This is a genomic window from Gelidibacter sediminis, assembly GCF_004364975.1.
GTDB lineage: Bacteria > Bacteroidota > Bacteroidia > Flavobacteriales > Flavobacteriaceae > Gelidibacter > Gelidibacter sediminis.
Map to the genome: position 1 here is coordinate 128032 of NZ_SOBW01000008.1, position 14380 is coordinate 142411.

At 35.0% G+C, this 14380-nt stretch carries 16 protein-coding genes; 6 read left to right on the top strand and 10 right to left on the bottom strand.

What is annotated here, in order from left to right:
• Positions 1–47 precede the first annotated feature (47 nt).
• The 4 genes from BXY82_RS07230 (at position 48) to BXY82_RS07245 (ending at position 2590) form a co-directional block, all read left to right on the top strand.
• Positions 48–653 (top strand): thioredoxin family protein, encoded by a 606-nt coding sequence (locus BXY82_RS07230; protein WP_133757539.1) that lies wholly within the window; start codon positions 48–50, stop codon positions 651–653.
• Positions 654–815: 162 nt separating this feature from the next.
• Positions 816–1127, top strand: a complete 312-nt coding sequence (locus BXY82_RS07235) for a rhodanese-like domain-containing protein (RefSeq protein WP_133757540.1) — start codon at positions 816–818, stop codon at positions 1125–1127.
• A 41-nt stretch (positions 1128–1168) separates the two neighbouring features.
• Positions 1169–1567, top strand: coding sequence for a rhodanese-like domain-containing protein (locus BXY82_RS07240; protein WP_133757541.1), 399 nt, complete (start codon positions 1169–1171; stop codon positions 1565–1567).
• A 186-nt stretch (positions 1568–1753) separates the two neighbouring features.
• On the top strand, positions 1754–2590 hold the full coding sequence (locus tag BXY82_RS07245; protein WP_133757542.1) for a universal stress protein: 837 nt from the start codon (positions 1754–1756) through the stop codon (positions 2588–2590).
• A 54-nt stretch (positions 2591–2644) separates the two neighbouring features.
• Here BXY82_RS07245 and BXY82_RS07250 read toward each other — a convergent pair whose 3' ends face one another.
• From BXY82_RS07250 to BXY82_RS07295, 10 genes are all read right to left on the bottom strand, one after another.
• Positions 2645–3058: a hypothetical protein gene (locus BXY82_RS07250; RefSeq protein ID WP_133757543.1), complete on the bottom strand. Its 414-nt coding sequence runs from the start codon at positions 3056–3058 to the stop codon at positions 2645–2647.
• Positions 3059–3070: 12 nt separating this feature from the next.
• Positions 3071–4444, bottom strand: a complete 1374-nt coding sequence (locus BXY82_RS07255) for an MBL fold metallo-hydrolase RNA specificity domain-containing protein (RefSeq protein ID WP_133757544.1) — start codon at positions 4442–4444, stop codon at positions 3071–3073.
• 6 nt (positions 4445–4450) lie between these two features.
• On the bottom strand, positions 4451–5299 hold the full coding sequence (locus tag BXY82_RS07260) for a PDDEXK family nuclease (RefSeq protein WP_243835735.1): 849 nt from the start codon (positions 5297–5299) through the stop codon (positions 4451–4453).
• Positions 5300–5372: 73 nt separating this feature from the next.
• Positions 5373–6227, bottom strand: coding sequence for a universal stress protein (locus tag BXY82_RS07265; RefSeq protein WP_133757545.1), 855 nt, complete (start codon positions 6225–6227; stop codon positions 5373–5375).
• 54 nt (positions 6228–6281) lie between these two features.
• On the bottom strand, positions 6282–7121 hold the full coding sequence (locus tag BXY82_RS07270) for a universal stress protein (RefSeq protein ID WP_133757546.1): 840 nt from the start codon (positions 7119–7121) through the stop codon (positions 6282–6284).
• The gene (locus BXY82_RS07275; RefSeq protein ID WP_133757547.1) at positions 7118–7981 is read right to left on the bottom strand and encodes a universal stress protein; all 864 of its coding nucleotides are present in this window, start codon (positions 7979–7981) and stop codon (positions 7118–7120) included. The genes BXY82_RS07270 and BXY82_RS07275 overlap by 4 nt, the downstream gene beginning before the upstream one ends.
• Positions 7982–7999: 18 nt before the next feature.
• Positions 8000–8851 carry a universal stress protein gene (locus tag BXY82_RS07280; protein WP_133757548.1) on the bottom strand — a complete coding sequence of 284 codons (852 nt, stop codon included), beginning with the start codon at positions 8849–8851 and terminating at the stop codon, positions 8000–8002.
• A 102-nt stretch (positions 8852–8953) separates the two neighbouring features.
• Complete coding sequence (locus BXY82_RS07285) at positions 8954–9793, bottom strand: universal stress protein (protein WP_133757549.1); 840 nt, start codon at positions 9791–9793, stop codon at positions 8954–8956.
• 81 nt (positions 9794–9874) lie between these two features.
• Positions 9875–10924, bottom strand: a complete 1050-nt coding sequence (locus tag BXY82_RS07290) for a response regulator (RefSeq protein ID WP_133757550.1) — start codon at positions 10922–10924, stop codon at positions 9875–9877.
• On the bottom strand, positions 10924–12168 hold the full coding sequence (locus BXY82_RS07295) for a PAS domain-containing sensor histidine kinase (protein ID WP_133757551.1): 1245 nt from the start codon (positions 12166–12168) through the stop codon (positions 10924–10926). Before BXY82_RS07295 ends, BXY82_RS07290 begins: the two co-directional genes overlap by 1 nt.
• A gap of 307 nt (positions 12169–12475) precedes the next feature.
• Between BXY82_RS07295 and BXY82_RS07300 the strand changes: the two genes are divergently transcribed.
• Both BXY82_RS07300 and BXY82_RS07305 read left to right on the top strand, forming a co-directional pair.
• A complete protein-coding gene (locus tag BXY82_RS07300; protein ID WP_166643269.1) occupies positions 12476–13369 on the top strand; it encodes a DUF3298 domain-containing protein in 894 nt (297 codons plus the stop codon).
• A 66-nt stretch (positions 13370–13435) separates the two neighbouring features.
• Complete coding sequence (locus tag BXY82_RS07305) at positions 13436–14239, top strand: patatin-like phospholipase family protein (protein WP_133757553.1); 804 nt, start codon at positions 13436–13438, stop codon at positions 14237–14239.
• The last annotated feature ends 141 nt before the right edge of the window (positions 14240–14380 follow it).

Here is a 14380-nt window from a genome sequence, read left to right on the forward strand (position 1 = left end):
TTATAACGCTTCTCGAGAGGAATCGCATTAGAATTTAAATTCGTATTATGAACATATTAAAAGGAAGTCTCACAATTGTTGCAGTAGTTGTGCTCTCTGCATTTACTTCAGTTAGCAATGGTTATAAAGTGGGCGATATGGCAACAGACTTTAGTTTGGAAAATGTAGATGGCACTATGGTGTCTTTGTCTGATTATACAAGTGCTAAGGGCTTTATCGTCATTTTTACTTCAAATGTTTGTCCTTATGCGATATCTTACGAAGATCGAATACTTGCACTCAATAGAAAATACGCCCCACAAGGCTATCCGATCATAGCAATTATGCCTAATAATACTGCGCTACAACCGGGAGATAGTATGGAGGCCATGCAATTAAAAGCGAAGAAAAAAGCGTATACGTTTCCATATTTAATTGATCAAGGCCAAAAAATTTATCCACAGTATGGTGCTACAAAAACGCCACATGTATTTGTATTGCAGAAAACAATTGCAGGTAATCAAGTAAAGTACATTGGCGCAATTGACGACAATTATCAGGATGAGACTGCGGTTAAGACTAAGTATGTTGAAAATGCTGTTGAAGCATTACTCTCAGGAAAATCAATTGAACAAACAGAAACGAGAGCAATTGGATGTTCAATTAAATATTAATGGAGTTCAGATTCTCATTAGTATTCAACATAAATTTTACTGAGACTAAGATTTATGTTAATAGATCGAAATGTTAAAAATTGAATCTGAAGTGTAACACCTTGGATTTTTTTGTCTTTATCTTATAGAATTGTTAAATTTGTTGCCTTAAAAACAACTACAATGGCAGATTTAACTCAACAAGAATGGGCTTCTCAATTAGATAAGGATGAGAATGCAGTAATTTTAGATGTAAGAACAGAAGAGGAGGTTAATGAAGGGTATATTCCTGGAGCCATTAATTTGGATATTCATCAAGGTCAGGATTTTATTGATGCCCTTAAGGAATTGGATTCAGAAAAACACTATTACGTATATTGCCGTTCAGGTGGAAGAAGTGGTCAGGCCTGTTCCATAATGAATCAACTGGGCATTGCAAACACTTATAACCTTATGGGCGGTTTCAGTAATTGGGACGGGGCTTCAACAAAATAAAGATTATTTCATTATTTCACAAGACTACTAAATTATTACTTATGAAACGCCTTTTGCTAATTTTTACCGTTGTTACAGCTGCTTTTTTGACAAGTTGTAAGGATGATATTGACGGTGAGATACAATTGGTGACTCCTGAAGAAATGCAGGCGCTAATGGAATTGGAGGATGTGCAGCTGGTAGATGTAAGAACAGCTCAGGAACGCCTAAACGGATTTATCAAAAACTCGCAAAATATTGACTTCAATTCCCCAACTTTTGACGAAGATATTGAAAAGCTGGATAAAACCAAACCAGTTATTTTGTATTGCCATTCTGGTGGTAGGAGTAAAAAATGTGCTGAAAAACTGAAAAATGCTGGATTTATAAAAATTTATGATCTTAAAGGAGGCATTACCCAATGGCGTTTTAAAGATTATTATATTGAGATGCCTAATTAAAGAGTAATTATAATCCTATTTAAAACCTTGTAAGTTATTAATTTACAAGGTTTTTTTTATTTAATGCAATTGCTCTTGTATTTTTATTAGGTCAGGCAAGGTCTCAATTTAGATTACTCGTACGAATGACCAATATCATATGCTGCCCGTAATGATTTAAGTAATTTAGGGTATAATATATGAATCATGAAAAATATTCTGCTATTAACTGATTTTTCCGATCCATCTAAAAACGCCATTTCTTATGCGCTAAAACTCTTTGAAAAAGAAAAGTGTACCTTTCATCTGCTCTATGTTCAAGATTCCAAATCTTACATTACTGATGATGTAATAGTTCAGGCATCGTCGAGTTTGTATGAATCGCTTGTCAACAAAAATCGATTAAAGCTAATTGATTATGTAGCTAATTTAGAATCAGAATTTCAAAGTGATAATTTTAGTTTTAAGGTGTCCGTGGACTATGATTTCTTAATAACAGCGGTAAAGCAGCTTGTTAAAACGAAAAACATAACACTCATAGTTATGGGCACAAACGGCGCTACTGGAGCAAATGAAGTTGTTTTTGGTAGCAATACCATAAATGTAATCAGGAAGGTGATGTGTACCACCTTGGTTATACCTCAAAAATATGTCTACCAACAACCTCCAAAAGCAATGCTCTTGGCGTTAGACCGTTCAGATCAATTAAAGGGCACCTACATTAAAACTTTAAAAAAATTCATCGTTGCTCACCAACTTGCATTACATGTGATCAGATTAGATTCTGAAATGGGTCATAAAGACCTTAAGGTGGCGGACATTCAGGAGCTCGATTTACTTGTGAAAGACACTAATTACCACTATTACCTGATTGAACATGTCCCGATGGTATATGCTGTAAGCACTTATTTGCAAACAAATTCAATAGATATTGTAGGTCTTGTTGCACAACAGGAATCCTTTTTAGAGCGCCTATTTGTAGGTTCAGCAACCACTGAAATTACTAAGCATGCTCAATTTCCAATATTGGTCTTCCACCCTTAATATTTCCAATTTTTAAGGTGCTCGCAATGGTGTTGGCAATAAATTGGAGGTCAATTATAGAATTAATCCTTTAGTGTATTCCATCATTTCAGATTTTAATTGGCCCGCTTGGCTTAAAAACTTAACAACTTCTAATTCTGTATCATGGTATTGTTTAAGAAAATAATTGTCGCATGACAACTCGTCGCATTCTACTTTAAGTTGAACTTCCTTAAATTGTTTTTCCACCTCCGTTGTTAAAGTTAACATAACCTTTGTATGTTGATCAATTTGAGTTTTAAACTTTTCAATCGTTTCGAATAAATTAGGTGTTTTTGAATCGAATATATGAGAACTTAGGAGGTGTTTAAAAAACTCTAAATCCTGCATTAAAAGTTCCAAACGCGACTTGTAAAATGCCAGATTAAATTGGAGTTCCTCAGTGTTTTTATCGGAGTAGGCATATTTATGGATTTCATAGGTGTTCATGATTGTATTTTTTTAAACAGTTAAATTTACAACGTCAAAGAGCTTTGGTATGCTTACATTCCAATTAAAGGTGTCTGTTATCTTTACTCGTAAAGCATTTGTTGCAGACGGCTCTCCATGGATAAGATATACTTTTTCAGGAACATTTACAATAGCGCCCATCCAATTCAACAATTCTTTTTGATCAGCATGGGCTGATAAACTTTCAAGATGTTTTATGGTCGCCTTAACAGAATAATATTTTCCTCCAAATTTAATTTCATGAGCACCGTCATATAACTGTCGGCCGCGAGTGCCTTCCGCTTGGTATCCAACCAATAAAACGGTGGTAGACGTGTCGTCAATAAGTTGCTGCAAATAGGTAAGGACCCTTCCACCCGTGACCATCCCGCTGCCGGCGATAATAATTTTAGAGCGCTTATCGTCAATTGTTTCCCAGGTCTCTTTATAAGATTCTATAATGTTGGTATGGTTGTACATATGATTAAATTCAGCGTCAGAAAGTTTATGCCATTTAGGAAAGCGTTTAAACACGTCCAATACATTATTACCCATTGGACTATCTACAAAAATTGGGATGTTGGGAATTTTGTTTTTCTGATTAAGGTTATAAAGTATAAACATCAATACCTGAAGCCGCTCTACCGCGAAACTGGGAATAATCAGATTGCCTTTTTTCTCAATTGTTTCTAAGATGATATTGGTAAGCAATTGTTCTACATCTTCATTAGGATGGTTTTTATTGCCATAAGTGCTTTCTATAAAAAGATAATCTGCGCTTGAAGGTCGTTTAGGTTGCTCTAGCAAAAAATCATGGGGCCTCCCAATGTCACCAGAAAACACAAATCGCTTGGTATTGATATCCAATTCTATAAAGGTTGCCCCAAGAATATGTCCATTATATTGAAACCTATAAGCTATATGTTCAGACAATTCTATCCAGTGCGCTTCTTCTTTGGCATGAAACATAAGTAGAGTTTGCTCAACATCTTCAACGCTATAAAATGGTAGGGCAGGGTTGTGTTTAGTATAATTTTTTTCATTAGCTTTTCCGGCATCTTCTTCATGGATCTTTGCACTATCCCTTAAAATTATTTCCGCAATAGCCAAGGTTGGTCCCGTCCCAATAATTTTACCACTAAAGCCTTGTTTAACAAGTCTTGGCAGGTATCCCACATGATCTAAATGGCCGTGCGTAAGCAATACTAAATCTATATTGGCTACAGATATTGGAAGGTCTACCCAATTGAGTTGGCGGAGTTCTTTCAAACCCTGAAACACCCCACAATCAATAAGAATATTTAATTCTGGGGTTTCAATAAAAAACTTCGAACCTGTAACAACATTAGAGGCGCCTAGAAAAGTGACTTTTACATTAGAAACCATATGTCTTCAAAGTTTACAGAGAAGTTTAATCTCTTTATTAATTTTAGTCTTTCGTACTTCAGATATCCCTAAATGATCCAAGAAGAAAACGTCATCTAACAAATCGCGATAAAGTACGAGATCTCGACTTAATAAAAATTGCTTTTCCCGATTGGTTAATTGTGTAGACACTGTTATAGGATAAAGCCCTAATCTATCAATCCGGTCTTTTAAACCATCATTGTTTGGATAATCCCAACTTAGGAGATATAGACCGATACATTTTCCATACTGCAAAGCATCTTCGGTAAACCTCGTATTGGTTACTACCCAGCCTATATCCAATGTGGAATTTTGAGGCGTGGCGCTCCAATGCGTTTTAAGATCATGATAACGTGAAGCAATGTATAAAGGCACCTTTACGTTGCAATTCCTGCCTTCTTCACTATGAAATTTGCATTCTATAAATGTTGTCGTATCATTTTTAATGGCTACAACATCTATTTCATGACGCACACAATGGCCTTTAAATATTTGACTGACATGGGTGTCATATCCTGAGTACTTTAAAATAGCCGCTACAAACCGTTCAAATGGATATCCTGTTGGCCCCAGTTCATATATTGCTTTTTTTAATTTGTATTTGGAGGCCAAATGACTGCCTTTTTTTTTAAGTAAGGCAAAAGCTCTGTTATATAGTTCTTTTGTGGAAATACCATCATATAACTCATATTTTACTTTAGTAATAATTTCTTGTATGGTTTGGTCATCGGCACCTGATTTTGCAAGGGATGAACGCAAGTTGCGCAATGAAAATTTGACTTTTTCACCGGAAGTTTTAATAATGTCAAAATTAGGTTCCATAGCAATTTTCATTATGAATGGGTTTAAAACGCATGTTGTCAGGTGTATACTACATGCGGGTTTTGCATTTAGAGTATGATCATCTCTAGTTTCTCAAATCATGCATAACCAATATTGGTACTCTAGAATCATTTGCAATCCCTTTGACCAGAGGCTGATTGATGATACTTGCAAAGAAGGAATGTTTTCTATTAATGAAGGCAACCATATCACTTTCCCTACTTTCCACAAAACAATTTATGGCAGCTGGAATGGAAATGTTTCTTAAAAAATGGAATGAGTATTGAACGCCATCAAAATAGTCTTCCAATTGATTTTGTTTTATCAGTTGTTTTTCGGTCAACTCAGCACCTTCCATGATGTGCAAAATTTTAATTGAAGCATTACACCGTTTGGCAATGTCAGTTAGGTATTTTAGATTGCAACCTTTAAACTGTGTTTTGTAATTAGTAGGGAAGACAATTTCTTTTGGTAGGTTTGATTTTGCCAACTTAGGGACCACTATCACTGGACAGTTTCTAACCTTCTCCATTACACTTAAGGCTGTACTGCCATAAATTTTACTTCCGGAGTTGGATTGGCCTCGCGTTCCCATAATAATAAGATCTATATCCTTTTCTTCCACGACAGACTTAATAGCATCCAGAGGATGGTTGCAAATTGAAATGGTTTGAAAACTGTGTTTGGGATTGCCTTTAGAGCCAAAAACCAATTCATTCATTACGTTTTCCAAACCGCTTATCGATTCAGCTTTTGAAGCTTCATAGAAACCATTGCCGGGCTCCATGTTCATGAGGTCTTCAATATTATTGGAATCAATAAAAAACACATTTAAAAGATAAAAAATACAAGGCTCATCTTTATATAGCTCTATGGCGTAGTTAAGGGCTCGTGTGGCATTAACTGAAAAGTCTGTCGGAATTAATAATCGTCGTTTCATGAGTGCTCTTGTTTTATAAAATAAAATTAAAGGAGGTGGTAGTTCATCACATTATCAATTATTGGCTGGAATGATTAGAAATGGAATGATGGGGTGATAACCTATTTTTTTAATGATAGGTTCTTTGGTCATGTTTTCGATAATACTGTGTCTATAGTTAAACATGGCTAACATGTCTATATTCATTTCTTTAATAAAATCATTAATGATTTCAGATTTTGTTGAGTAGGCTGGCATCCAATGGAAGCTATGTTTGTTATCCTTCAAAAATTCCTTCAATTCATTTACGTTTTTTTGTTGGACATCGCTCAGCGTTTTTTCAACATTAATATGCACTACATTGAGATGGGCATCATGTAGATTGATGAGTGCGAGTAACTTATCTAGCACGGCTTTAACATAAGGACGGTTAAAATCTGTCGCAAATGCAATTTGTCTAGGCGCCACAAAAGCCATGTTGTCAGGCACAGCAAGTACAGGGCAGCTTTTAATATTTTGGATAGTCTTAACCGTATTGCTCCCAAAAAAGAATTTGTCTATACCAGAAGCACCTTTTGTGCCCATAACCACAGTATCAATGCTATATTTTTCGATACTATGTTTAATGGCATATGACAATTCATCACTGCTCATTATGATCTCAAAAGAATGTGCTGTGTTGGTGTTTTGTTTTTCAATTTTGTTTTTCAACGCAACCAAGTCGCGTTGCGAGGCTTCTTTTAATGTGGCAATAAAGTGGCTAGTGATAAAGGTTCGGGAGTGAGCATTTGAAAAATAATATGAGTTGAGCAGGTAGAAGGTACATTCTTCACCAGCATAAAATTTTAAGGCATAGTTTAAAGCGCTCCATGCATTTTCTGAAAAATCAGTAGGTATTAAAATAGACTTTTTCATGATGATATATTTTTAGAATTGATCTGTGAAGGGATGACTAAAAAGGGAGTTGTTAAATGGAATCCAATTTGGTTAACTGTCGAGTTGAACAATATATTTTCAAAAAATGATTTCTTGTTATTTATCATGACCAACATGTTTGCAGCAATCTCATTTTGCAAATTGGTAATGCCTTGCATCACATTTTCATCTTGAGTTTCGTGCATTGCATAGTTTATATTAGATAATAGGTGTTGCAGCTTGGCTTTATTACGTAATTGAAAATCAGATAATACAGACGTCAATACATGTAAAATATGGATTTTTGAAGCTTGTGAATTGATGATGTCAAATAGAATTTCGAGTTGCTTTTTGTGATAGGTTATGCCATAATCTGAAGGAAACAAAATTATATTAGGTTTCTTATAAATAAAACCTTCTGGTATGGCCAACACAGGACATTTTACGTTTTTAAAAACTTGGACAGTGTTGGAGCCAAAAAGGACTTCCTTTGCGCCAGTAGCTCCTTTAGTGCCCATCACAATTAGGTGTATGGCATGTAAATTCAAAAACTCTTTAATGCCGGATACCAAACCGTCAAATCTGGCCATCTGCTGAATATCGTGCTTAGGATTGTTGCCAAAGTCCTCAATGATACGGTTGCTGAGGGTATTAAGTTGTTGCTGTGCCGTGTTTCTAATAGAATCTTGCAAACCAAATTGCGCAGGATGACCTAGCACATATTCTACGTGATAAATTACAGGAGTATAGGTGTTCAGTAGATAAAAAGTACACACTTCATCTGTAAACAAATGCATTGCATAGCGGATGGCGTTCCATGAGTTTTCAGAAAAATCCGTTGGCAAAAGTATATTTTTCATAAGTGCTGATTTTATGTCTTACCCGTCTCTTTTAATATTTTGCATAGCCAAAAATGGCACATTAAGTTTTAAACTGAGTTGGTCAACTCTTGATGGATAGAGAAAAGATTCTAAAAATGATTCTCTAGTATTTACCATCACCAACATGTCTATAGGGTGTTCATTAACATACTGTTCTATAGAAGCCACCACATCTTTGCTGTCTATAGTCTTAAAATTGATTTCATTTTTACACAGTGCTTCTTTCATGAATAATTGATTGTCTTCTTGTCTTAGTGACAACTTTTTTATTTTTGAAATATAAACCACGTCTATAATTGAGCGGTACGGTGCTACCATATCGCACAATAATTTGAGTTCTCTTCTTTTATATGGAATAAGATAATTAGTAGGGAATAAAATATGTTTAGGTTGTGTGTAGCGCTGTTTTTCAGGAATTGCCAACACAGGGCATTGCACGTATTTTAACACTTGCAAGGTCTGGCTCCCAAATGTTATCTTTCTGTCATTGCTCTTTCCTCGTGTACCCATCACTATAAGATCTATATTCTTTTCGTCAACAATTTTATCCGCTTCATCGATGAGAATATTATGGGATGAAATAGTATGATACTTGTGTCGTGGGTTTGGGGAAAATGTGTTGATTTCTTTTAGGATTCGGTCCAATTCAGCGGCCGATCTATCAGCGACCTCCTTGGTAACTTTACCTATGTTTTCTCGAGTAAGATTTGTGGTTTCTTTATAAATGGTATCTTCGTAAGCATGCATGATGTAGAAGTCATACCTTTCGTATTTAAAAAGCTCGAGCGCATATCGCACCGCGTTCATGGCATTGTCTGAAAAATCTGTTGGGATTAAAATACTTCTCATGATTCTCTACGTTTATCAACTAAAGATAACGTTCATAGAGGATAAAAACTATGATAAATATCAGATCCTTAGGGCGCTATGGTAGAGAGTAGAAACGCGATCTTAATGAAGAACTAAAAACGGTACATCAGTATGGTAGCTTATTTTTTCAATCTTAGAATGAAATAGGATATGTTGAAAATAATTAAGGTTTTTTGCCACCATGGTAATCATATCAATATTACGGCTTTCAACAAAGCATTGTACCGCATTTTCAACTTTATTGTTTGTTAAGAAGTGAAAACTATGGTCAATATGGCTAAAGTAATCTTCTAGGAGTTCCTTATTTTTTATTTGATCAGTATTCAGAACCGTGTCTTTTTTACTAATATTTAATATTCTGATAGCGGCAGCGTGCTTTTCAACAACATTCACTACGGGTTGAAGAATGTCAATATTGTAAAGCATTGAGAAATCAGTAGGGAAGGCTACTTCTTTAAGGGTTGTATAGGTGGCGTTTTCAGGTACTACCAAAGCATTACAATGCACTTTGGTAATCACATCACCAGTATTGCTGCCTACAATCAATTTTTTAAGCCCAGTGGCACCTTTGGTTCCCATAACAATCATGTGTATGTTTTTCTCAGCCACTTGTTGCCTCATGGAATCGACTAGGAAATTGTGATCTATTATGGTGTAAAACTTATGCTTTTTATTTGTAGAGAGCGTTGTTGAAATATGATTTGATAAGTCCTTTAATCTAGCTTTTGCAGTTTGGGTATAGACATCACTAACCTGCGTTGCTGAAATCATATATGGGGAATCGCTAATACCGAAGCCACTTGATTTGACAACATGCAGTAAATAAAAATTACATGCCGATTCTTCAAACATATGCAATGCGTAGTTAATCGCATTCAATGCGTTCTCTGAAAAATCTGTTGGCAATAATATATTTTTCATTTGTTAATTCTTCGTCAACAAATGTAAAGGGCCTTATCACCTTAAAAAATGATAAAAGTCATGTTTGATTCTGATGTATTCCTAGCTTATGCTTTTTAATTTTTCAATATCAATAATCTTGATATTTCTGCCTTCTATCTCTAAAATGCCTTCCTTTTTAAAGCTAGACATAGTTCTTATTAGGGTTTCTGTGGCAATACCAGCTACACTTGCGAGGTCATTTCTAGAAATTCGGATGGCCTCATCGGACTTTTTGTTCAATTTCTCTGCAAACTTTAATATGGTGGTGGCTGTTTTTTTATGGACAGAACTGTATGCCATTTGTAAGAGTTGATCTTTGGTACCTTTAATATCTTCAGTGAGCAAATCAATCAATTCCATGGTTACCTGATGGTTGGTGTTGAGGATGCCTTTAAGTGTGTTTTTGGAAACCCCAACCAATTCCGTTTTCTGTATGGCAGTTGCTGTTTCTTGGTAAGAGGTGTTTTCAGAAAATGAGGTGTAGCCAAACAAATCATCCTCTTTGTGCAGTGCGGTAGTCAATTCTTTGCCTTGCTCATCTAAAATATGACATTTAACCAACCCTTTTATAATTAAATAAATAGTGTTGGCATGCTGGCCCTCTTCATAAATATGATCACCTTCTGCTACATGTATGGTGTCTCCATTGTCATCAAAAAAGTTTTTCAGATCGTTTAAGGTGCGTAATTCTGACCTATTTTCAGGAACTGTTTCACCTTTTTCATGAATTTCCTTTAAAATTGACACTTTGGCCAACCTACTTTCTATGGCGCTAATGAGTTCTTCTTCGCTAAAAGGTTTGGTAATATAATCATCAGCACCCAGGTTCATTCCTTTTCTAACATCATTGCGTTCTGTTTTTGCTGATAAATAAATGAATGGAATGTGTTTTGTACTATTCTCTTTGGCCAGTGCTTCTAAAACCTCATAACCATCCATTTCTGGCATCATAATATCACAAACAATAAGGTCAGGGAGATGCTCTTTGGCAAATTGCATCCCAATTTTTCCATTAGGAGCGGTTATCACTTCAAAATCTGAGAGTTCTAACAACTCAGCAGTGTTTTCTCTTAAAACGGTATCATCTTCTATTAAAAGTAATCTTTTCATTAGTGTGCTTTATTTGGTAATGTAATTGTAAAAGTACTCCCTTCTTTTTCTCTACTTGAAAACTCTATGGTGCCTCCTAAATGTTCTAAATGGCTTTTTACAATGTTAAGTCCAATGCCTGTACCCTGAATGTTTAACACGTTTTCAGCTCTAAAGTAACGATTGAAAATATTTTTTTGCTCAATCTCAGGGATGCCTATACCTTGGTCTTTGATAGTGAATACAGTTTGCATGTCATCTTGTAAAATTTTGATGTCAATATTTGTGTGTTCTGGCGAATATTTTATTGCATTATGAACCACATTGGATAAAGAGAGTTCTAAGATTTTTTCATCCTGATGTAATGACATGTCGTCTATATTTTCTGGATAATTGATCTTTTGTCCATCTTTTAGAAGCATGTTGGCATTGTAAATAACCTCATTTAAAACCTTACTCAATTTAAAGGTTTTAAAAGTATAATTCACCTTTCCGGTCTCCAGTCGTTCTACTGAAAGGAAATCGTTAAGAATATTGTTGAGATAATGTACCTTATTGATAATTGTGTTGAGGTGCTTGTCGCGTTTTTCTTGTTGCTCTGCCAATTTGTACTTGCCTAATAAAACTGTGGATGTCAAAATGCCGCTTAATGGAGTTTTAAATTCGTGAGACACCAATGATAAAAACTTGGTTTTCAGTTCATTGAGTTCTATTTCCTTTTGAAGGGCAATTTGGGTCTCGGTCTCCGCCTTAATCCGTCGTTTATTTTCAGTGTCCAGTTCAGAATTTACAACTTTAAGCTCCTCTACAATTTGGTGCAAGGTTTTAGTTCGTTCCTCAACTTTTTTCTCAAGTCTATTGTTAAGCTCTAAAACTTCCTGCTCTTGCTTTTTTCGATCGCTTATATCGATAATAAGCGACATCACATAAGTTTTGTCATAAATTTCAAAAGGGTTTAATCCAGCTTCGACAGGAAAAATAGAGCCATCCTTCCTTCTGCCATATATATCACGGCCTTTACCCATTTGTCTGCGTTCCTGTTTTTCCATGAACTCATTAAAATGGCCACCATGGCTGGCATGGTACCTTTGCGGAATTAAGGTATTGAGAGGCTGGCCTACAAGTTCATCTCTTGTATAGCCAAAAATAGTTTCAGCGGAAGTATTGATCTCTACAATGGTTTGGTTTTCATCTACTATGATGACGCCTTCGGATACCGCTCCTAATAGGGTTTTAAATACTTTTCTCTGATCTTGTTCAAACATAAATGGGAGCCAAAAAATACAATTGATAAAAATACAAAAATTAGGGATTATAAAAAGGATAATCCATAATATAAGACGAATATAAATAGTAGTAAATGTGCCACAATCAACATAAGTAAAGATGGTTAATTATGTAAAAGACTATTTTTATAAAAAGAAAATTTTTAGTTGGGAATAACTTACATTTAATGGTATGATGCGTGTATATAAATGATATAATTGTGTTTTTAGTGCTACCCTGATAGATGTCATGGTAAAATGTCATTATTGTAATTATTTTTATGAACAACATTTTTTAGTCCACATTATGAGATATAGCTATATAGTGCTTCTAATATTTTTATTATTAAATTGTAAAAATGATAATCCTGAGCGCGGTTTTAATCAGATTAAGGATCAAGAAGAAATTCAATTATCAATTGATAGTGTGCCAATGCCCAAGGGGGCGATGGAATTGAATGAAAAGTCTGTCTCTATCGAGATGAAGCAAAAAGATCTTATTCAAAAGAAAGACCAAAGATTAGCTTATGAGCCATTGTTAATTGAAAAAACATATATTGAAGTACGTAAAGATTATACCATCAATTTTAAATACCCGCTATTGAACGAATCGCTCAAACCTACCCATGCTAATTTTAATCAATTTATTACCAATCATTACGTAAACATCAATAAAGCTATAGCCGATATTGACGCGAGTAAACTACTGTGTGATAGTATTGCATCCTTGAAATTTAGAGAAGACCGGTTTATAGATTATAAAATCTATATTGTTAATGACCAGCTGGTCAGTGTCCTTTTTTATAAAGAAAATTTTCAATCAGGCGCAATGCATCCGAGCTATTCCTTTGATTGTTTTAACTTTGATTTGAATAAAGGTCTTTTTATGAGCTTTGAAGATTTTTTCAATCAAGGTTCTGAGGAAGAGGTTTTACACATCTTAAATCAAAAAATAATCAGTAATATTCAAAATGCGAACTTATATTACGACTGTTGGGAGGTTTCTTCATCTGACTTTTTTGCGAGTAAAAATAATTTTGTGGTCAATGATGATGTGGTCGAGTTTTATTTTGATGATTGTGTGATGTGTCCATCCTATACGGGCTCTTATTCTATCGCGTTACCCCTTGAAGAGTTGTTGCCAGTATTGAAAAAATCCAATGCTGTACCATTAAATCTCAACGCCAAAGGTGGCAAATAGGGGTGTAGACATGGCCGTAAAATACTTAGAGGTAAACTCAAGGCTAAGCTTTAAATTTTTGAAATTATGTTAACAAAAGATCTTAAAATTGGATTGGTTTTGTCTGGTGGTGGCATGAGAGGAGTTGCCCATATTGGCGTCATTAAAGCGCTAGAAGAACATCACATAGTTCCAACCCACATTGCTGCCTCTAGTGCGGGAGCTATTGTAGGGTCTTTGTATGCATATGGTTATACATGGGAAGAGATGTTAGCATTTTTTAAAGACGTTTCGTTATGGGGTTTTAGAAAATATGCAATTAAAAAGCCTGGATTGATGGATTCAGAAAAATTTTATGATGATATCAAACTGTATATTAAAGATGATGATTTTTCGTATTTGAAGAAAAAATTGTTTATTACCGGAACCAATATTCTAAATGGGAAATTAAAAATTTTTGAGAAGGGAGAGTTGATTCTACCCGTTTTGGCATCGGCATCTTTTCCTGGGCTCTATGCACCAGTCAAAATTAAAAATGCGTATTATACTGATGGTGGAGCGCTTAACAATTTTCCCATAGAACCATTACAAGACCGATGCGATATTATAATTGGGGTTTATGTTGATGGATTTGATGTGGTGTCCATCAAAGATTTAAAACACTCCCATAATGTGGTAGAGCGGGTGTTTAAAATTAAAGCGGCCATAGAAAATCAACCTAAATTTGATAGTTGTGATATTATGGTTGCCCCTAAAACATTGGATAAATATGGCACTTTTGATAAGAAAAATTGCGATGCTATCTTTAACATTGGCTATAAGGCCGCGATAGAAGCGCTTTCTAAGTTTAATATTGAAGATTTTAAGAATGCCCATAAACCTTCAAAATAGCCTCATGCTTAATTATAAAATTATTGTCTAGGTCCTTTGTTTTTAGCAAACGATATAAATAGGCGTCACCCTGGGACATATGATGTTTGTATTTGTTTTGCAGAATGAATAGAAAAGTTTAATTTTCCTTCCAAATTGAAG